Source organism: Paenibacillus sp. GL_099_B, from assembly GCF_057835695.1.
Genome location: NZ_CM174430.1, coordinates 1,151,026 through 1,171,587, shown reverse-complemented (window position 1 = coordinate 1,171,587; position 20,562 = coordinate 1,151,026). Strand labels below are relative to the sequence as shown.

At 49.7% G+C, this 20,562-nt stretch carries 13 protein-coding genes; 2 read left to right on the top strand and 11 right to left on the bottom strand.

What is annotated here, in order from left to right:
- Nucleotides 1–11: 11 nt before the first annotated feature.
- From AC3ITG_RS05335 to AC3ITG_RS05290, 10 genes are all read right to left on the bottom strand, one after another.
- Nucleotides 12–1,955 carry a CotH kinase family protein gene (locus AC3ITG_RS05335; protein WP_489253051.1) on the bottom strand — a complete coding sequence of 648 codons (1,944 nt, stop codon included), beginning with the start codon at nt 1,953–1,955 and terminating at the stop codon, nt 12–14.
- A 343-nt stretch (nt 1,956–2,298) separates the two neighbouring features.
- Complete coding sequence (locus AC3ITG_RS05330; protein ID WP_489253050.1) at nt 2,299–6,624, bottom strand: alpha/beta hydrolase fold domain-containing protein; 4,326 nt, start codon at nt 6,622–6,624, stop codon at nt 2,299–2,301.
- Nucleotides 6,625–6,681: 57 nt separating this feature from the next.
- The gene (locus AC3ITG_RS05325) at nt 6,682–8,232 is read right to left on the bottom strand and encodes an extracellular solute-binding protein (RefSeq protein ID WP_489253049.1); all 1,551 of its coding nucleotides are present in this window, start codon (nt 8,230–8,232) and stop codon (nt 6,682–6,684) included.
- A gap of 135 nt (nt 8,233–8,367) precedes the next feature.
- Nucleotides 8,368–10,737, bottom strand: a complete 2,370-nt coding sequence (locus AC3ITG_RS05320) for a DUF4962 domain-containing protein (protein WP_489253048.1) — start codon at nt 10,735–10,737, stop codon at nt 8,368–8,370.
- Between the two features lie 34 nt (nt 10,738–10,771).
- A complete protein-coding gene (locus AC3ITG_RS05315) occupies nt 10,772–11,539 on the bottom strand; it encodes an SDR family NAD(P)-dependent oxidoreductase (RefSeq protein WP_489253047.1) in 768 nt (255 codons plus the stop codon).
- Nucleotides 11,540–11,568: 29 nt separating this feature from the next.
- The gene (locus AC3ITG_RS05310; RefSeq protein ID WP_489253046.1) at nt 11,569–13,407 is read right to left on the bottom strand and encodes a cache domain-containing sensor histidine kinase; all 1,839 of its coding nucleotides are present in this window, start codon (nt 13,405–13,407) and stop codon (nt 11,569–11,571) included.
- Complete coding sequence (locus AC3ITG_RS05305) at nt 13,404–14,441, bottom strand: response regulator transcription factor (RefSeq protein ID WP_413375706.1); 1,038 nt, start codon at nt 14,439–14,441, stop codon at nt 13,404–13,406. Before AC3ITG_RS05305 ends, AC3ITG_RS05310 begins: the two co-directional genes overlap by 4 nt.
- A gap of 42 nt (nt 14,442–14,483) precedes the next feature.
- The gene (locus tag AC3ITG_RS05300) at nt 14,484–15,362 is read right to left on the bottom strand and encodes a carbohydrate ABC transporter permease (protein WP_489253045.1); all 879 of its coding nucleotides are present in this window, start codon (nt 15,360–15,362) and stop codon (nt 14,484–14,486) included.
- 12 nt (nt 15,363–15,374) lie between these two features.
- Entirely contained in the window at nt 15,375–16,292 is a 918-nt protein-coding gene (locus AC3ITG_RS05295) for an ABC transporter permease (protein WP_413379455.1), read from the bottom strand.
- 56 nt (nt 16,293–16,348) lie between these two features.
- A complete protein-coding gene (locus AC3ITG_RS05290; RefSeq protein ID WP_063567830.1) occupies nt 16,349–16,558 on the bottom strand; it encodes a tautomerase family protein in 210 nt (69 codons plus the stop codon).
- A 259-nt stretch (nt 16,559–16,817) separates the two neighbouring features.
- Between AC3ITG_RS05290 and AC3ITG_RS05285 the strand changes: the two genes are divergently transcribed.
- On the top strand, nt 16,818–17,396 hold the full coding sequence (locus tag AC3ITG_RS05285) for a TetR/AcrR family transcriptional regulator (RefSeq protein WP_465115487.1): 579 nt from the start codon (nt 16,818–16,820) through the stop codon (nt 17,394–17,396).
- Nucleotides 17,397–17,476: 80 nt separating this feature from the next.
- Entirely contained in the window at nt 17,477–19,657 is a 2,181-nt protein-coding gene (locus AC3ITG_RS05280) for a YhgE/Pip family protein (RefSeq protein ID WP_489254414.1), read from the top strand.
- A 140-nt stretch (nt 19,658–19,797) separates the two neighbouring features.
- Here AC3ITG_RS05280 and AC3ITG_RS05275 read toward each other — a convergent pair whose 3' ends face one another.
- The gene (locus AC3ITG_RS05275; RefSeq protein ID WP_489253044.1) at nt 19,798–20,547 is read right to left on the bottom strand and encodes a hypothetical protein; all 750 of its coding nucleotides are present in this window, start codon (nt 20,545–20,547) and stop codon (nt 19,798–19,800) included.
- Between the last annotated feature and the right edge of the window lie 15 nt (nt 20,548–20,562).

The window sequence follows — 20,562 nt, the reverse complement described above, 5'->3', positions numbered from 1 at the left end:
GGGGAGATTTCTTATTTGGATGTAAGTGTTACTTGTGCAGCCGTTTGATCCCAATCCACGGTCAGTCCCAGTCCTTCAGAGATGAAGCGTACCGGCACAAGCGTGCGACTGTTCTTGATAATGGCTGGTGCATCAATTTCGAGCGTTTCACCATTCACGGTTGCCGTACTGCTTCCGATCTGGAGCACAAGCGTCTGGTCATTCAGAACGGCTGTTACAGTTTTCGATGTTTTGTCCCACGTTATTTCTGCACCCAAAGCTTCAAGGATGGCGTTCACTGGTACCATAACCCGGCCACTTTGCTCTAGCGGGTCCTGATCCGGGAACGTAATCGCTTTGCCATCAAGGGATACAGTAATCGCTTTGTCTGTTGTTCCAGTTCCGTTATCCGTGCCTGTATCTTCTGAAGTCTCTGGCAAAGGTGTTACTTCGCGTCCAAGCTGCTCTTGCAGATTGGCAAGTCGGTTCAGGGCAAACGTCGTCAGCGATCCAGCTGCCATGGAGCCCATACCGCCGCCTCCGCCAAAGTTACCGCCAGGACGTGTCTGGGTTTTGCCTGTGCTGTCTATTGTTCCTGTTCCCGTTGCGCCATCCTGCGGCGTTGTACCATCGGGAGGTGTCATGCCTTCCATGCCCTCTGGCGGTGTCATGCCTTCGAATCCTTCTGGTGGTGTACCACCCATGCCACCTGTTGCATCAGCGTTGGCAGAGTATGCGATGTTGGATTCAAACTGCTCTGTTGTGTAGAACTTCGTTGGATCTGCTTCTACATATGGACGAATGATGTCAGCCAGACCTGTGATACGGTCCTGGATGCCTTCCATATAGTCTGTCAACTCATTGACGTAGCTCAAGTATTTTTCCTTATACTCAGGCACGGCCAACAGGTTGTTGATCATCGGTACATTTTCCATGCTAATGCCCAGTACTGGCTCGTCCACAGATACGTTTGTTGCGTTGGTGTTGGTCGTCGTTGATCCTGTTGTTCCACGTCCGCCTCCACCCGAGTATCCATTAAAGGACATGTTAAAGTCCCAAGGTACAACTGTGAATTTGCCATCAGCATCGCCGTAGAGCATGTAGTTATGCCCTTTGTCGCCGCTATAGCTGTCATAGTTGCCAAAGACCATGTTGCCCGCGATATATTTCAGTGCCGAATCCACGTCCAGCACACTCTCGATATCGCCTTTTTCACCTTCAGGCATGTCATTCAGCGTTTTGATGAAGTTTTTAAGTTTGGTTTTATTCTCGTCCGTACCCAAATCTTCCGTGATGGTGCTGTAGTCACTGCCTTCTGAATATTGCAGGTAACTCTTCTCATCCGTATCGTAGAGGACACCGTCCTCATAATCTTCACCGTAATTGCGTTCCAGGTAACTGTCATCTACTGCTTCGACCCCGGTATAGAAACCAACCAGTTCGCCGTTTATATACAAGTTAACGTAGTTCGTCATCGGTACATCCATGCCAATGCTGCGCAGTGCTTCATAATGAAGAACTTCACGCATGTACGATGGATCAGCGTAGTTGTTGTTCAGGACCATTTTATCCAAACCGAGCAGGGTTTGTGTTTTGTCGTATTTATCGAACTTCAGTCTGAAGCTGTAACGGTCGGAATCTTCCATCGAAGCTACGGATTTCAAAGTCAGATTACCCTTGGTGGAGAAACCAACGTTATCCAGCTTGTTGCCGTCCACTTCCACACTTACCTTCTTATAATCCTTATCCAGCGGGCTTTCGAGCATGCTCTTCCAGTCTGCATCATCAATCGTAACATTCACATCAATGACGTTGTCCGTTTGGAACAACGATTCATAGGCTTGCGTGACGCCTGTGCTGGTGCTTGTGTCCTCTGCGGCAAACGCAGCGTTCGGGCTTCCTACCAGGGCAAAAGATGATGTTACCATCGTCACGGACAAGGCCGTTACTGCAACTTTACGTAGTAAACTATTCAAATGATGAATCCTCCTTCTTGGTTTCTGTTAAGCAACTTAGGCTTATGAAACCATGGTAGAGGACAAACCTTTAATGAATCTTAAATAAATGATTCACAACAAAAAGTAGCCCATCAGGCTACATAAGTTAAACTATAAATGTTACACCTGATCACTCCGATTGCAGTACCATTTTCCGATCGCTCTTATCCCCAGATTTTCATCATTCCCTTTACTCAAGGGAAAAAATCCGGTGATAAAGGCGAACGCTTCGCTTCTTCAAATTGGTTCTGCACTCTCCGTTTAAGTGTAAAATTGAGCTTCAACTTATATAGACGCCTGCTAGGCTACTTGTTCTGATCCTTTATAACTCGGTAACTGTAACACCTGCTGCTTTGTAATAGTCCTCATTCACATTGTTTAGAATGTTGGTCTTCAGCAGAATACCGACTCCGGCAAAGAGTCCGATTCCGTTTGTGTTACCTTCGATTCGGTTATTTTCAATTAACACATTCTCGGGGTTTCCTTCGCCAATATTGCCTGCTCCGGCATCGCCTTTGTCGCGCTCAAGCCGCACGCCCCAGTATCCGCTAGCGGTATTGTTACGGATCACATTACCGCGAAGCACCGTGCCCGGTCCATTCAGCACTTTGATTCCTGCCGCATCTGCAATCGTAGTTGTATTCTCGATGAGATTATCCTCGATTAAAGTATCGGGGGTGCCCATGGTTACCGAAATGCCGATTTGGCTGTTCGTGATCGTGTTGTCATGAATGTAGTTTCCTTTGCCCGACTTGCTGTGATTGCTAGGTGCTGAACCCCCTGTATTGCCAAGTCCAATCCCTGCGCCTGTCAACACATCCGTAATGACATTGCCCGAGATTTCATTCAAATACTCCAGTTCACCATGAAGATCAATAGCATCCAGCTTCGTTCCGTTAAATGTATTACCACGCAGTACGTTGTTATGGGCAACGAACTGGATCAACGCTCCATGTCTGAGATAAGGACCCTCAAACGTACTATCCTCCACCACATTCCATATCGTATCATTGTCAAAGCCAAGCCGATCGGTCTTGGCCGTTCCCTGAATGGAAATTCCATAGCCTGAACCTCCAGGGCCCAGATCTGTTGCGTTGCGGAATGTTGCATGCTTCACAACGACATCGCGGCTGTGTTCGATGCGGATAGCCATTCGTTTGAATTTCTCCACAATCACGCCGTCTATCGTAATGTCATACGATGGAGCCTCACCATAGTTAGCGATGTGGATCATGCTATCTGGCCCGCCTGCAGAGGGATTATTGGATTTGTGATCGGTCGTGTAACTGCCGGACCAGGATGAAGTTATGGTCATGTTGGATACGAGCATGCTATGCTGAGCCGATGCTTTCAGGACGGCGCTGCTCGTCATCTGATCCAGCGATGTCTTGAGCACGGTTCCTTCACTGCTCTCTCCTCTCAGGTTCACCCCGGATTTGAGCATCAGGTTGGTGGTTCCATCCGGCCCGGACAACAAATTGTACACTCCATCAGGCAAAAATACTTCATCACCAGCGTTAGCCTCATCAATGGCGGCCTGTATTGCAGGTCGGTCATCACTCGTATTATCAGCCAGATCTGCTCCGTAATCCCGTACATCAATCGTACGTCCAGTTACAGCATGAGGAGAATGGATAGTATGCGGTGTTCCATCTGTCTCCGTCAGTCCTGGAGCGATAAAGGGCACCGTCCCTTCAGGTGGTTGTGGCTCAATGTATGGAATCAGGGCAACAGGCGTTCCTCCCCCTGCATAAGGGGCATACAGATGCACATCGGTCAGACTCGTATAAATACTTGAATCAGAATTGCCATGCCCGGTGATCCGTACATAACGTGCAGAAGTATCCGGGATATCAAATGCCTGCATTTCTGTTGTATCCCCACTGCTTTCGCCGCCATATACCTGGGTCCAATGATTACCGTCAACAGACGTTTCTACCTCAAAGAAGGTCTTCCTGACATTACCTTTGTAAAAACCAATCCCAACATAGCCCACTTGCTGTGCCTGCCCCAGATCAAACGTGATCCATTGCCCCTCTCCGGCAACAGACCAGCGTGTATAACTGTTATTGTCAATGGTATTGGTCGCCAGGTTGCCGTCGCTACCGCTTGCCGAGACGGAAGCAACAGGCAGGGACGATACCGGAACGGCAAGGGTGGTCAAATCGGTTGATAGAGCACTGCTGATGTTGCCCGCCTCGTCAATCGCCCTCACTTGAAACGTGTACGATGTTCCAGCTGTAAGTCCGCTATCACGGAATGCCTGCTTACCTTGTTCAGCCAGCAAAACTCCATTCCGATATATCCGGTAGGCAGATACAGCCGTATCATCGCTGGCAGCAGGCCATCTCAGTTCCGCAAAATACGTTCCCCAGTTGCGAATCTCCAGCTCGGCTCCCTGCTCCCATTCTGGTGACTGCGTGTCACTGCCTTCTTCGATTAAAGCAATGACCGATAACTGTGGACGCGGATTGCTCGTTCCGTTGGCTTCCTTGGTGTATACGTTCACGGAAACACCTGTTGATCCCGCATCCGCGAGCAAAAATGCAACCTGCCCCGTATCTGGACGACTCTTCACAACATCGGTTACATCAACTTCATAGACGGCCGGGCTTCCATTACGATCTGCCGTGACTTGGAATTTGCCAACCAGCGAACTTTCGCTGAGACTTTGGACCGGGGCATTCGACCAGGTTAACGATGATTCGCTCCAGTCTATTGCATTCAAACCGTACAGAGACAACTCTGTATCGATATTCGATGTGCCTTTCTTGGCGGCAATCCGTAGTCGATACCGATCTCCTTCGGGCTCATTTCCGGTCATATCAAATTTGAAATACACGTATTTCTTGGTCGACGGAGTGGAAGAGATGCTTAGTAATCCGGTGCTGGAGCCCGTAGCCTGATTAAAATTCAGGTCAGGCTTGCCGCTGTCAATCGCCGCATCGTCGCTTGGCAGCTTGCTGGCGATGACCTTCTCAATCAACGGTTTTTCTTCATCCTCTTCTTCATCTCCAGAAGAAGTGTCTTCGGGATTGCTTTTGAAAATAATTGGCTCCGTAACGATCCGGTTCTTCACATGTTCATCAAGAAAGGCCCACGCCTCCGCATTGGTAACCTCGGAAGCCGTCCCTGTAAATCCATGCCCCTGACCGGGTACGACTTTCATATCCACAATCGGGACACCCGCAGATTGAAGCTGTCCCGCGAAAGTAACACTGTCGGTATAGGGAATGGTAGCATCAGCATCACCGTGCCGAATCCAGAACGGTGGATCATTCGGTGAAGCATAAGTTCCCGGCATCGCAAGTCTGGCCTGCTCCGGTACATCGAATGCACGATGCCCGCCAAGAAGAGCCGTGACCGAGCTATAGTTATTAGCAAATGTCGTCGTAAAATCAGCGGGTCCGTACCAGTCAGCGACGGCCTGCACTTTGTCGGAATACTCAGCCCATCCACCAGAACCTTCAAGATCAGGTACATCTACCGTCACTCCTGTATCGAGCATTACGGTGTCACCAGCAACCATGTCCCCTGTTGTACCGAGCAATGCAGCCAGATGGCCGCCCGCAGATGATCCCCAGACGCCGATACGACTCGGGTCCAGATTGTACTGGGCTGCATGGGCCCGCAAATATCGAATAGCGAGCTTTACATCCTGAATCTGGGCAGGGAAAGGCGCCTCAGGCGTCAGCCGGTAGTCCAGAGATACACCGATATAACCGCGTTTGAGTACATAATTGCATATGGAGTTTAATGCCTGCTTTCGGTCCCCGTGATTCCATCCACCTCCATGGATATAGACCATGACAGGCATCGGTTCAGCTCCCGCTGTCTCGGGAACAGCAATGGATGAATATATTGCTCGCCCACCAGCCGTGCCAATCTCCACATCCTCGTATAAAGTCACTCCTTGTGGTGGCGTAAACTCAGTATTCTCCTCTCCAGGCGGCACTGGGGATGGGGCAGGCGTTATACCGGGAATAGCCTGACCGTAAATGGCAACATTGTCGATATACATGTTGGCCTGCATGGCATCTCCTGTCCGAAAACGAATTTTCACCGTGCTGTTATTGTTCGCTTCCGAACTCAGCGTCCAGCTTTTAAGCATATTCCCTTCCTTATTCTTCGCTTCTGGAGTGCCTGGGGGAAGTTCAAATGTCTCCAGCATTGCCCAGGAAATGCCTCCGTCCTTCGACCATTCGATAATAATGCTTCCGCTGATATAGGATGAGGCGCGTGTGTAGTAGCTCAGCCGGATATTTCCGTATCCAGTCAGATCAAGTGGCAGGGCGAGTGCATCGGTTCCGTCAATCTTGATCATGTTGGGTAGCGAGGGTGCGGTTGTGGAAGATGACGTTTTGGCCTTGCTCCCACCTCCCCCTTCCTGCAGCCAAGGGGCTCTCAGTGCAATTCCGCCTGTAGAGCCAAAATTGTCCGGGTCATCAAAGTTTTCCGCGTAAATCTCCAGCTCTGGGCCCTCTGGATCTGGGATATTTTCTTCCTGCGTAGTATTTAAAATAGAATGAGGAACAGCGTCTTCCATCGCCCGGACTTCATGCACGGGAACGGTAATACCGCTAATGAGTATGACAGACATGGCAACAAGTACAACCCGCTTCTTCCACGTTTTGAACACGTCATTCACTTGTATCCCCTCCGTATTCACCTGACTCACTGCACTGGTTCCATTCATTCTGCTTATCTAGCGACGCGGTGCCGACACTCCCTCACCCTTATTGAATTTCTCCGTGGCTTCTTTGATTGCCTGATCGCCGCCCTTGGATTTCCATTCCTCTACCACTTTTGGCCAATCGGAAATTGGCTCCTTACCATAAACCATCTTGATCATGTGTGTGAGCAATACCTGAGGAGGTGTATCCGAATTAGGAGCAATATCGGGATTCTGTACAAAAGCTTCCAAACGCGGATCAAAGTTGATGCCATCCCGACCTTCTTTGGCTAAGATGGTATCGTAAATATTCATCAGCTTTTTGCCTTCTTCTGTCAGCGATAACGAGCCTTTATTGTACGTGGTGTCCTGTACGAACCATAAGAACGATTGACGGTAACGTTCTTCGTCCACACCAGCGGAGTCTGTTGGAGCTGTGTATGAAATCACGCCATTATCCTCTGTATAGGTCTCTCCTTCTGTGCCGTATGTGAAAAACTTCTCGGCTTCGTCAGACACCATCCAGTTAAAGAAACGGATAATGGAAGCCGGATCAGCCGCATCCTTATTAATAAAGTAGGCACGTGTCACCGGACCGTACAAATAATAACCGCCCTTTCCGTCGGGGCCGACAGGGGAAGGGATAATCTCGATTTTGGCATCGGGAACCGACGCTTTAATCTGCTTCTCCCATTGGATCAGTTCGTTGGCGTTCATGGACCACATACCCGCCTTGCCAGAGAGAATCGTGTTTTTGAATACAGTGGAATTGATGGTGGCGAACTCTTTGTTGATGAGCCCTTCCTCGTACATCGTCTTATAGACAGTTAGGGCTTGTTGCATATTCTCGTTATCCATAAATTTCGGTACAACCTGGTCGCCCTGCTGCTCCATCATGGACAGGAATTGCTGGACGTCATAGGCACCAAAAAAGGTATCTGCATATTTGAAATCCTCACGTCCCATATACGGATTCTCCACGCCGAGCTTCTTAAAGGCGCGTAAAACGTCCATAGTTTCCTCAACCGTAGTTGGCACCGGTAGTCCCGTTTGATCCAGAAGATCTTTGCGAATCCAGGTTGCCCGGCGGGATGGATTGGATAAATATTCGGGGATGGCATAGATATTGCCGTCATGGGTTACCTGGTCCCAGGCTTCCTTCGGCACGGCTTTGAGCAAATCTTGCCCGTACTGCTGCAGCAGTTCATCCAGCGGCTGAAATACCCCGGCTTCGACCGAGCCTGCCATCTCTTTGCCGTTAACGCCGCCGTCACCCTGCACCACGTCAGGAATATCATTGGTGGCAAACATCTGGACCATTTTCTGTTCATATTCCTTGTGGGGCACCAGGACAATTTTTAGATCGGTATTGGTCAGATCCTCCAGTTTCTTCACCCATTGATCCTTGTTAATGTCGGGTGACTTCTCCACATAGGTATACGCCAGCGTACGTAGTGAAATGGAGAATTTCGTTTTACCGTCTCCCCCGCCCTCACCGGATGCCGCTCCGCTGCCTTTGTTGCACCCCGTCATGACAGCTGCCGCCAGCAATAGCGCCATGCCTGAGACCATCCACTTTTTCATGCTACCCCTCTTTTCATCCTGATTTAGGTACCACTCATTGGTAAAGCGCTTTCAAATAGATGTTAAAACATCCCCACCGCCTGCAACAATGGGGATGTTTTAGATGAGATTGCGTTTTCTTTAGGTCAGCACTCCCTAGTACGTCTTGGATACCTCGATCTTCTTCGTTACACCGTTGTCGGTAAAATAGAGATGGATGCCGTGATCCTGGTCATCGATGAAATAGGGGACATACTTCGGCTCCTCGATCTTGTACGGCACAAGCAGCGTCACAATTCTATGGCTTGTGGCAGGCCGCGTTTCTGCGCTGAGATGATAATGTCTTTCCAACCCTTCGTACTCTGCCGGGTCCACCTCTGCGAATTGATCCGTCTGGCTGAGCACCAGCTCACCGGAGGAAGCATATACAAACGTGCCCTCAAGCCCCGCCTTATTACCGTTCAGACGGAAGCTCTGCCCTTTCAGCTGTAGCGGGTGCAGTGCATGGAACAGCCATTGAACGCTGTCCGGCTTCTCCAGGTCAATGTGGTCCACAATGACGAAATAGGAGGATTGCAGAAAATGAATCTCCCGTACAACACGCTTCACATGGGGTACGGTGCTGGCATAGGCATCGGTCGCTACCGCGCGCACATAACCATCGCCATCCCGCCAATAGGCCTCCTCAATCTGCCCGGTTGCGGCCATGTTCAGCACCTTGTTGTTCTCGGCATACTGACCTGTTCCACCGATCAGCAGGTTGTTTTTGGAGCGTGTCTGCCTGCGCCATTCCCGGTGAAAGGAGCTGCCGTGCGCGATATAATAGCCCGTATCCGCCGCGAGCGGCTCACCGAATGCATGTAGGGTGAAACTGTTTTGATCCGCATGACTGTGGCTGATGGAGCCATAACGGCTCGACTTGAGCAGCAGCATAACATGCTCATCAGGATCGTCCATCCGGTGATGCATGGCTACCCACCCCACATCACGGAACCACTTGAGCGGCTCGATGTCCACAGGCGACTCTTCCTCCACCTGCGGATAATCGTGGCGGTATACTAAGTCGTCAAAGTTAAAGTCCCACCAACCGTAGTTATAAAAAGCTCCCTCTGTCCCCGGATCGGATTGGCGTACACGCTCAAAGTACCACTGGTACCAGCGGTTTCCTGTAACACCTGCCAGTTGGCGGACAAGATAGCCCGCTTTCAAGTTTACCGGGTCACCCAGCGTAGACTGATCTCCAAAGCTGGCGCGCCGAGCGTCGGGCGGGTACACGTAGAGTGGAAAATCTCCGGTACGCTGGAAGAACGGCCGACGGAAGAAATCGATGCCAGCATAGTTTCGCAATAAATTCATCGCTTCGGTCACATAGGCCATACCTGTTGTCCAGTACATCGGGCCTTCGGCCCAACCTCCATCACTTCCTCCCCAAGGGGAGTACAGGCAGGCATAATAATCGATCGCATAATCCAGCCACTCTGCAGCCTGCTGCTCCTCATGCAACAAGGCCATACAGCAGGGCACAAGCACGGAGGATAATGAACGCACAGCGTGGCTGTCATAAGGCACATGATGGATCTTCGAGCGAACCATCACATGCTGGGCTACCTGTTCTGTCCGCCGCAGCAAACTGCGCCTTACCACCTCTTGCTCTTCACTGTTCAACTCATCATGCAGCCAGTCATAGCCCCAAGCCAGCGCCGCTGCGACCCGAAAAGCCGCCTCATCGTTATAATCACGGGAGGTCGTTCCCTCCGTATCCCAAGCCGCCACATGCAACAGCCAGGTTTTGGCTGCTTCAAGCAACCGTTCGTCACGTAGCACCCTCCCAGCGATGCTGAGATGACGAATCGCATATAACGTTTCCTGACAGTCAATGTACATTTGCCTCCAGAGCGGAGCGACACGTTTGTTCTCCGGGTAAGGCTGCGGTTCGATGATCGGCTCGCGGTTGGCCCATGGCTCCACGGATTTTGCCATAAACACATCCCAGCCGCAATATGTAGCATCTGACGCAATGCCATCCGTAAGTGCCCTTAGCCCACTCTCTCCGAGCCATAACCGGGGGTGAGACGTGTCCGTGGCAACATACCGCTGGGCCCGAGAAGGTATCGGTGTCTCGGGTAATCCCGCTGGTACCGTAAATCGCCTCACCTCACTCCATGCCGACATTTCCTGTTGCTTACCCAGCACAGCGTCCGCTTTGGCTTCGCTATCTTGCTGCACTGGATAGTTCACAAGCAGCGCATATCGCCAGTAATAATCCCCAGGTTCAAACACCCGGTCCGGCGTGAAAAAGTTATACGGGAGCGGCGCAAAGGTCATCGTCTCTCCTTCCTGAAAAGAAGACCCCACCGAAATCTGCAGCAGATAGGCATTTTCATCCTCTTGCTGCGCCGCCATCCAGGTAAATCTCGGCGGATTTTCTGCCAGAACGGTATGTTCATCAGGAGCATAGTCCACATGGAACGGCCCGCTGATTGGTTGGTACAACGGTCTTTCTGCAAGCTTCCGCTTCACTTCCATCGTATCGTCCCCTCCTTATCGCAATGGTGTAGCATCAACGCATGTACATTCCGCCATTGATTTCAATCGTTTCTCCGGTTATAAAAGAACCCAGCTCGGAACACAGGTACAGCGCCGCTCCTGCGACATCATCGGGAGTCCCTTCCCGTCCAAGCGGGATGCTGCTTACTGCAGAAGTTCGACCTTCCGCCGAGGTGAACGTAGCATGGAATGCCGTTTGCCCGATGAAGCCCGGTGATAGGGCATTAACTGTAATCCCGCCAGGAGCCAGTTCTTTGGCAAGTCCTTTGGTTAACGCAATGACAGCTGCCTTGGAGGCTGCGTAAATAGCTGCACCCGGGCCGCCCCCGTTATGAGCCGCTACCGAGGTCAGATTGATAATTCGGCCGCCTCCAGCCGCTTTCATACCAGGAATGACCGCTTTGGATACAAATACGGCGCTCTTCAGATTGACATCCATAATCCGGCTGTAAAGCTCCTCGCTCATCGTTTCAATGGGGCTCCGTTCAACCAGATGCCCTGCATTATTAATCAACAGATCAATGGGACCGCCGAAGCGGAGCGTAATATCCCCAACCATCGATTCTATGGCCTTCGTATCAGTCACATCTGCCTGAAATGCAGCTGCTTCACCGCCAGCATCCCGGATGGCGGCCACGACCTCCTCCGCCCGATCCATATTATGCAGGCCATTCACAGCCACCTTTGCTCCGCAACGAGCCAATGCCCCAGCAATGGCAGCACCAATTCCTCCGCTGGAGCCAGTGACCAGCGCAATTTTTTTCTGCAAGTTAATATTCATCTCTATCTTCCTCCCTGTTATAGGTTCAATTAAATCCGCTTGCTATGCTGATCCGCTGGAAGCGCCATCGTAATGGTCGTTCCCAAGCCTCGCTCACTCTCAATCATCAAGCCATACGTTTCTCCAAATACCAGCTGAATCCGGCGATGGACATTCATGAGTCCGATGCCCCCGCGATGGTAAACATCATCGGAATCTTCGCCTGCCAGACGATTCAATTCCAGACGGCGACGCAGCTTCTCCAGGCGTTCCTCGCTCATGCCCATGCCGTTATCCTGGACGATGACAAGAAAGCGATCTTCCAGGCGCCGAGCATCAATGCGGATAAAGTGACCGGGCTCCATGCCTCGCGGAAATGCATGTTGTAACACATTTTCCACCAGTGGCTGAAGGGTGAGTCGAACCATTTTTTCTAACAACAAATCCGGTGCAATGACAACCTCAACTTCAAGCTCCCGATCCATGCGATGTTTCATAATGGAAAGGTAGGCCAGCACATGCTTCAACTCATTAGCAACCGTAATTTCCTCCAGATTGGTCTGAATGGAATAACGGAGCATATGAGCCATGGATTCCACCATCTGTGCAATTTCTTCGGAGTCCTGTACGACGGCATAACATTTGATCGTTTCCAGGGTGTTGTAGAGAAAATGCGGATTGATCTGCAACTGAAGCGCCTGAAATTCCGCACGGTGCCGTTCCAGCGCCTCCTGCTGAAGCTCGATTTCCGACTTCTGGCGGCGCAGCTCCGACTCGTATACACTCTCAATCATGTCCGACAGGCGGCTGACCATCAGATTATAGCTGCGGATCAGCACACCAATTTCATCGCGCCTTTCCTTCATCTCCACCTTGTTCCAGATTCCCTTCTCCGTCTGTCTCATTCCGTTCATCAGCACACGAATAGGTTCCACTTGAGATGCTCCAATCCGGTAGGCCACGACAAGCGCGGCGAGCAAGGTCCCTGCACCAACCCATAATGTGGCCGAACGGATCGTTGCAATCGGTCTTTGCAGCTCCGCCAGCGGTACAGAAGCGACAAAGCGCCATCCCGAATATGCAGAAAGCTCCGATATGAGCAGCCGTTTGGTGCCATCCGTGTTCTGTTCCAGTGATCCTGCCTCCATGTGCATAAGCCTGTTCACAGTGTTGGACGGCATCGCTGTCTGCGCCTCTTCGTCCCCAGGTGTGTAGATTACAGTTCCATTCTGATCCATCACATACTGATACCCACCTTGCCCGAGGTCGAGTTCTCCCCATATTTTGTCAAGCTCCAGTACATTCACTTCCATCGCCAGTACTCCGTTAGGCGTATAGGAGGACACCCCTCTGATCCGGCGCGCGATCGTAATCACATTGGCACTCTGTCCACTACGAATACTGCGGGTAAGCAATGTCGATTCGCCATTTGCAGGGGTTGCAGACAGCAACTCCTTATATTGCTGTGCCGCGTCGATATCCGGTATGCCTGCTGAATTCTGGTTGTCATCAATCACAACACGCCCGTTATCCCCGATAACATACAGGAACTTGATCTGTGGGTATAACATAAAAACAGGCGGGAACACGTTCGTCTTAATCTGACGGCTGTACTCGTAATAGGCATAACTGTCCTCCGAATTCATATCGAGAAAATGCTTCACACTTCCGTTCGAGAGGATGGAGTAGGTCGCACGATCATAATTTTGCAAATACAGATCGGTCTGGTATGCCGTATTGCGCATCGTTTGAGCGATGTTGTCCGCGAGCTGGTCGTTCATTTCAGTCGAGGCATAGGTATAGGTAAACAAGCCAATGGCGGACAGGGACAACGTAATCACGACGGCAAAATGAAAGAACAGGCGGATGGACAGGCTGCGCTTCATCATTCAATGCCCAATTTGCTGCGGTATTCGGACGGTGTCAGTCCGGTAATTTTCTTGAATGTCTTCGTAAAATGGGGATGATCCGCATACCCCACTTCGTAGGAAATATCCGTAATCCGGTTGCCCGGCTGTTCCAGCATGCGTTTGGCCAGTTCCATTTTGCTGCGTATCCGGTATTGGATAAAGGTCTGGCCTGTCGTCTGCTTGAACAGCTGGCTAAAGTAGGACGGATTAAGCCCCAGCTTGGCAGCAATCTCATCCAGCGACACTTCGCGACGCAAATGCTTCTCCAGATAGGCTTTTGCCTCTTCCACCGGATGCTTGCGCTTGCCACTACGCTTTTCCTTGATTGTCTTCATTAACGTGTGGATCTCGTTGCCCAGAGCCTCGAAACACTCTTTTGAGGAAGCGCTTTCATTTATCTCGCAGGACGTACTCATCGTTCCGTTACCACGTGCATTCATTCGGGCCACAATCAATTCCAGTAATTCCTGAAAAAGCTCCGCTGTCTGCTCAGGCATCAAGGAATATGCCGGATACCGACCAGACCATGCTGCGAGCAGCTCCGTCACATCGGACTGCCGTAACTCCCATATGGCCTCTTCCAGACGCATCGCCCAATCATTTAGCTCCCTCACGGGTACAAGGGAAACCGTAGGTTTCTCCTCTTCGGTTGCCAGCAATTTGAGCAGCAGTTCATGAAGCTCCTGTCGTCCCACAGGCTTCAGCAGATATCGCTTTACCCCATAATCCATACAGGCTCTTGCATATTCAAAGTCCGAATAACCGGAGACCACAATAATGCGCATCGTACTTCCTTGCTCGGATAAACGTCGGCACAGCTCAATACCATCCATCGTCGGCATGCGGATATCCGTAAACAGGATGTGTGGCCGAAAGGCCTCTACCACCTGAAGGGCTTCTTCCCCATGCGCTGCCTGACGTATCTCACAGTCGAACAGTCCCGCTTGCTTAATCATCTTCGCCAGACCCATCCGAATCATCGGTTCATCGTCCGTAATCAAGATCCTGAACATCGCCATTCCCCCGTTTCCGTCAGATCTGTATGCTTCTTGTACTTAAGATTTGACGGAGCCAACCATGATTCCTTTTACAAAATGCTTTTGCAAGAAAGGGTAGATGATAATGATCGGCAAGGTGGCGATGATGATGGTTGCCATTTTGATGCCTTCCGGCGATGTATGTGCAAGAGTGCTATAGACGGCAGAACCCGGATCGACGGAAATATCGTCACTCTCAAACAGCTTCTTGAGTGTTACCTGGATCGGCCACCAGGCCGGATCATTCAGATAATAAAGCGCGGTGGAATAGGCATTCCAGTGGCCTACCGCATAGAAAATGCCGAGTGATGCCATGGCCGGTTTGGACAATGGAATGACGATACGCCAGATGATACCGAATTCCCCACAGCCATCGATGCGGGCAGCGTCGATCAGTTCACCCGGCAGCTGTGCGAAGAACGAGCGCATGACGAAAAAGTTAAAGGCATTAATCGCTCCTGGCACAATCAGAACTAGCGGATTGTTGACCAGATCCAGTTCCTTCATCAGGATAAAGTTCGGAATGAGCGGCGCCGAGAATACAACGGTCACCAGGACAAACATGACGACCAGGGAGCGCCCCTTGTACTCCGGACGGGAAACGGGATAGGCCAGCGATGCCGTTGCAGCGAGATTGACCAGCGTCCCGAACAGCGTCACCCCAACCGATACCGCAAATGCCCGCCAGAACGAAGCATCGCCGAATACATATTCATAATTGATCCAGGTAAAAGCAACAGGCCAGAAGCTGACCTTTCCGCCCATGATCGCTTCCGAGCTGCTAAGAGATTGAGCCAGCACATTAATGAAAGGCAGAATCATCGTCAGCGAGAGCAGCGTAAGAAAAACGAGATTGCCAATGCGGAATATACGGTAACGGACACTGGGGGTACGCATCTATCTCGCCTCCTAATACAGGCTTTCGCCGGTTGTTTTTTTGCTGAAGAAATTACCGATGAGAATAAGCATCAAACCCACGACCGACTTAAACAACCCGATGGCTGTTGTGTAGCTGTATTGCTGTGAGAGAAGTCCGGCTTTGTAGATATACGTATCGAGAATTTCTCCAGATTCCAGATTGAGCGGATTCAGGAATACGAACACACGCTCAAAGCCCAGATCAAGGAACTTCCCGATGTGCAGCAGCAGCAGGATCATAATCGTCGGCAGTAATGATGGCAGGGTAATCGACCATATTTGCTTCAAACGTCCGGCTCCATCCACCTCTGCCGCCTCATACAGATCGGGATTGATCCCCGCAATGGCAGCCAGGAAAATAATCGTGCCGTACCCGGAGTCGCGCCAGATCCCCGAACCGATCAGAATGGAACGAATGTACGAGTCTTCTCCAAGAAAGTAGATTGGTTGCATGCCCAGAAATCCAAGTGCCTTGTTCACCACCCCGGCATCCATCGAGAAAATACCCATGAAGATACCACTAATGACGACCCAGGACAGAAAGTGAGGCATGTATACAATCGTTTGCAGCAAACGCTTAAACACAATCATCCGCACTTCATTCAGCAGAATTGCCAGTAAGATCGGTACTGGAAATGCAATCACCAGATCATATAGTCCGAGCAGGAGCGTGTTATTGAGAATTCGCAAAAAATCATAATGGCTGAACATCTTCTGGAAATGCTCCAGACCTACCCAATCACTTCCGGTGATGCCTTTGAAGATGTTGTAGTTCTGAAAAGCAATGACCGAACCGAACAGGGGCACATATTTGAAGAGGAAAAAATACAGGATGCCCGGTACTGAGAGTAGATATAGTATCCGGTATCGCCACAGATAACGCCCCGCATCTCCGAGCCGAGAGCCCAGACCAGACGAGTTAAGTCTAGCTGTTCCCCGGCTTGGCGGCGCGATGTCCGCCGGCTTCACGTCTTCTCTCCTCCCTGCTTCTGTGATTGCATGGCTTTCAAATTATCAGGAACGTTCTCGTCCCATGGGATTTCATTGAATTCAACGGAAATGTAATCCGGTTCACGGTCGATAATACGCGAGAGCTCGCGTGTGAACACCTCCACTATCTCCTGCTTTTGCTCATCCGTCCTGCCTTCATACAGCCTGATCGTAATTTCTGGCATCCGAGTTAAGCTCCCTTCACCATATAATGTAAACGCTTTAACAACTTCATCTTAGCGTTCCTGCGGAAGGGCAACAATGGACTGTCTTTTCGTTCACTTGTGTTTTCTTTAGGTGGGGATTATGGTGGGAAGCTAATATTTCGGATGGGCTTATGACAAACATCACTTCCTCCCTCCCCATTCAATGATACATTTGTTTACGACCAATTGACCGAATAAGTAATCTGGTCAACTCATGCAACAAGGAGGTGTATTTGCCATGAAAACAATCGATCGAAGGCAGCAGGTCATTGACTCTGCTGAGAAATCGTTCGCGCTGTTTGGATACAAAGCCACCACAATGGAGCAAGTTGCGAGACTGGCCAACGTGGGGAAAGGTACGATCTATACTTTTTTCGAGAATAAGGAAGAACTGTTCGGAGAGATCCTCCACTCGATCATTGCTGATATGAAGCGGATTACGGAACAAACTGTTCAAGACGACAAACCATTTCTTGAGAACGTACACCAGAGCATGGACGCTTTGCTGGAGTATAGAGAGGAACATGAGCTGTTGATTAAGCTGTTTCAGGAGGTGAACGAGTTCGGCACGCCTCAGGCGAAGGAAGGTTTGCAGAAAGTAGAGACCGCCATTCTCGAATATCTGGAACGCCAAGTTCAGCGCGCCATGGAACTACAGCAGATTCGCGAGGACGATCCCAGACTGGTCTCTTTTGTCCTGCTGAAGCTGTATGTCACCTTAACTTCCGATTGGAACAAAGCGCATCCTTCGCTGCACAAGGATCAGATCAAGGATTTCGTGGGCCTCTTTCTCAAAAGTGGATTATCCCCTACATAAAGAAAGATGTGCGGCTGAATCCTTTATCGATTAGAGATAGATATAGCAACAGAGTAGCGTAATGATGGGGAGAGAACATGATGAAATCATTCACTGTATTTGGGCAGGATTTGAAATCCGCCTTCAAGAAACCCAAAGTATTTATTCCGATTCTCGTGGTGCTGTTCATTCCGGTACTGTATAGCGGTCTGTTTCTCAATGCATTCTGGGACCCTTACGGCAAAATGAATGAACTGCCTGTCGCCGTGGTCAACACGGATCAGGGGGCAACCTACAATGACAAGTCGCTGGAAGTCGGACAGAATCTGGTCGATGAATTGAAAAAAAGTGATGACTTCAACTGGCAATTTGTGACCCGAGAAGAAGCCGAGAAAGGCATGGAAGACAACACGTATTATATGACGATTGTTATTCCGGAGGATTTTTCCGAGAAAGCAACCACTCTGATGGATGACCATCCACAACCGGCAGAGCTGATCTATGAACCCAATGAAGGCTACAACTTCCTTGCGGGTCAGATTGGCGGGACAGCGGTCAAACAGATCAAATCCAAAGTTTCAGCCAAAGTGACGGAATCGTATACGGAAACCCTGCTGGATCAAATAGAGAAAATCTCTAGCGGTTTGGCGGATGCCGGAGATGGCGCAGGTCAGATTAACGAGGGTGCGGTTAAGCTGGATGAAGGTGCCTCCAAGCTGAAAGAAAACCTGTCCAAACTGGCCGATGGAACCGACAAACTCGAAACAGGCATTACCCCGTTAAAAGAAGGCACGAACACCTTAGCTCAGGGTATTGGTGAGCTTCATACGGGAGCCAGCTCCCTTTCCAATGGTTTGTCCCAATTGGCGGCAGCAGGTACGAAGCTCGGTGACGGAGCAGCACAGGCTGAAGCTGGCGGCAAAAAGTTACAGGCTGGTATTCAATCCGCTCAGGAAGGAGCAGCCCAATTGGATGTCGGACTGGCAGCAACTGAGGAAGGCAGTGCCAAGCTGACCGCGGGATTGCAGACTTCAGTCGGAGGCAGTGGCAAAGTAAGTGAAGGTGCCAAGGCCGTTGCACAAGGTCTTGCCCAATTAGCTGAGGCCAGTCCAGAGTTAGCTGCTAACCCGGCTGTACAGCAGTTGCTGGCAGCAAGCCAGGCTGTTGCCGCTGGTAGCGAACAGGTATATCAAGGTGGACAGCAATTGCTCGAAGGCAGCAAAACCCTGCAAGCTGCTCAACAGCAGCTGCATCAAGGCAGCAGCCAGTTAGTGCAGGGTGAGCAGCAGCTTTTAGAAGGAGCAACGCAATTGTCCGCTGGACAGGTGCAGCTTGCGACTGGCCTCCAGCAGTTCAACTCCAAGTTGTCTGAGGCTGCCGCTGGCGGAGCCAAACTTTCAGAGGGTTCGAGTCAATTAAACGCAGGTGCAGGGAAACTGGTTGATGGCTTGGACCAACTTTCAGACGGAATCACCACCATTGCAGACGGTTCCCGCAAGCTGGATGATGGCGCAGGAGATTTAAAAGAAGGTACCGCCAAATTGACCGACGGCTCTGGTGAGCTTGCCACCAAACTGAGTGATGCCGCCGATCAAACGGGTAGTGTGAAAAAAACGGATGAACTTGTAACGATGTATGCAGAGCCCGTTCAGGTGGATGAACATAAACATAACGAAGTACCCAACTATGGTACAGGATTCTCGCCATACTTCCTATCACTGGGGCTGTTTGTAGGGGCATTGATTGCAACGCTGGTTGTACCAACACGCAGCAGCTCGGTTACCGATGCAAGTGGCTGGAATCGTTTTGTGAGCAGAACGCTGGCTTTCACAATCATGAGTGCCGTGCAATCCCTGCTCGCTTCCTGGCTTGTCTTGTCCGGCTTGGGCCTGGAAGTTCAAAGCGTGCCTTTGTTCCTTTTATTCAGTTTCGTTACCAGCCTGACCTTCATGTATATCATTCAGGCTCTCGTTACTTGGTTGGAGAATCCCGGCCGCTTCCTGGCGATCCTCATGTTAATCTTCCAATTGACCACCAGTGCGGGTACATTCCCGTTGGAGCTCATTCCGAATTGGCTGAAAGGTTTCAATCCATGGCTGCCAATGACCTATTCAGTAACCGGGTATAAAGCTGTTATTTCGAGTGGACAGTTCAGTGTGGCATGGGATCAGATCGGTATTCTGTGCATCTTTGCAGTGATTGGTCTGGCGGCTACCTTTACCTATTTCATGATGCATCGAACAAATAAGCTACAGGAACTAACTGACGAGATAGCAATTTAGACGTAATTTTAAAAAAGTCTTTTTAAAGAAAACCAAGGTCTAATAGGGAGGCGCCCTATTTAACCTTGGTTTTCTTGTTGTAATTTATTCATTTTTAGAATATGAGAATGCTGTTTTCTTTCAAATGAAACTTAAATATTTTATCTCGGATTCATGGAAAATGAAAAATCCCACAAAGATCCTTTCACTTCAATTTTTGCTGTAGTTTTTGAACCAACTCTCCCACCCGGAGAAGGGACATTTACGGAAGTCCATCCATAGTTCCTCGGAAGAATAGTTCCAGAATTATCTAGATTTATAATCTTAGTTTGATTATTTACCACTTTCCCACTAATTCCCATACCATTTTGATGAATCTCCATTTTTTTCTCAGTTACTTTGTATAATGAATCTTTTATTTCAAATCGATAGTCAATTTTATTTATATTTATATAACTGAACCCAGGGTTATCTAATGTGACAGTATAGTAAATTGTCTCATAAAAAACCATACCGTTGTTCGAGTCAGATTCATTACCACTTGTTTGATGCTCTGACGTTGCTCTAATTTCAGTTTTGTACTGGGTTACTTCCTCTCCAGTTTCTTTATCTATAAGATCATAGAGTTTTTGAGTCTGTATTTCCTCAATAGATCCAAGATTTCTCTCTCCCGTTATATTATTCGTCATAGCTATTTCTAATTGAGAACCATCATCCAAAAGGGCACTTGACTGTACACTCCCTTGGTTTAAAACGCCATTTTGGTGGATGTCAACATAACTTTTTTTAACCTTATATTTTTCCACATCAAACGGAAAATTTTCTTCCTGAGCGGAAACTGAGGTAACGCCAAACGACATAAGCATTAATAATGAAGACATTAGAAATTTCATGATTTTTAATTTTCTCAAAGTATAACTCCCACC

Excerpts from the sequence above, each read along its gene's own strand:
- AC3ITG_RS05325 (WP_489253049.1), bottom strand. The coding sequence starts at position 8,232 with ATGAAAAAGTGGATGGTCTCAGGCATGGCGCTATTGCTGGCGGCAGCT.
- AC3ITG_RS05320 (WP_489253048.1), bottom strand. The coding sequence starts at position 10,737 with ATGGAAGTGAAGCGGAAGCTTGCAGAAAGACCGTTGTACCAACCAATC.
- AC3ITG_RS05315 (WP_489253047.1), bottom strand. The coding sequence starts at position 11,539 with ATGAATATTAACTTGCAGAAAAAAATTGCGCTGGTCACTGGCTCCAGC.
- AC3ITG_RS05310 (WP_489253046.1), bottom strand. The coding sequence starts at position 13,407 with ATGATGAAGCGCAGCCTGTCCATCCGCCTGTTCTTTCATTTTGCCGTC.
- AC3ITG_RS05305 (WP_413375706.1), bottom strand. The coding sequence starts at position 14,441 with ATGTTCAGGATCTTGATTACGGACGATGAACCGATGATTCGGATGGGT.
- AC3ITG_RS05300 (WP_489253045.1), bottom strand. The coding sequence starts at position 15,362 with ATGCGTACCCCCAGTGTCCGTTACCGTATATTCCGCATTGGCAATCTC.
- AC3ITG_RS05290 (WP_063567830.1), bottom strand. The coding sequence starts at position 16,558 with ATGCCAGAAATTACGATCAGGCTGTATGAAGGCAGGACGGATGAGCAA.
- AC3ITG_RS05285 (WP_465115487.1), top strand. The coding sequence starts at position 16,818 with ATGAAAACAATCGATCGAAGGCAGCAGGTCATTGACTCTGCTGAGAAA.
- AC3ITG_RS05280 (WP_489254414.1), top strand. The coding sequence starts at position 17,477 with ATGAAATCATTCACTGTATTTGGGCAGGATTTGAAATCCGCCTTCAAG.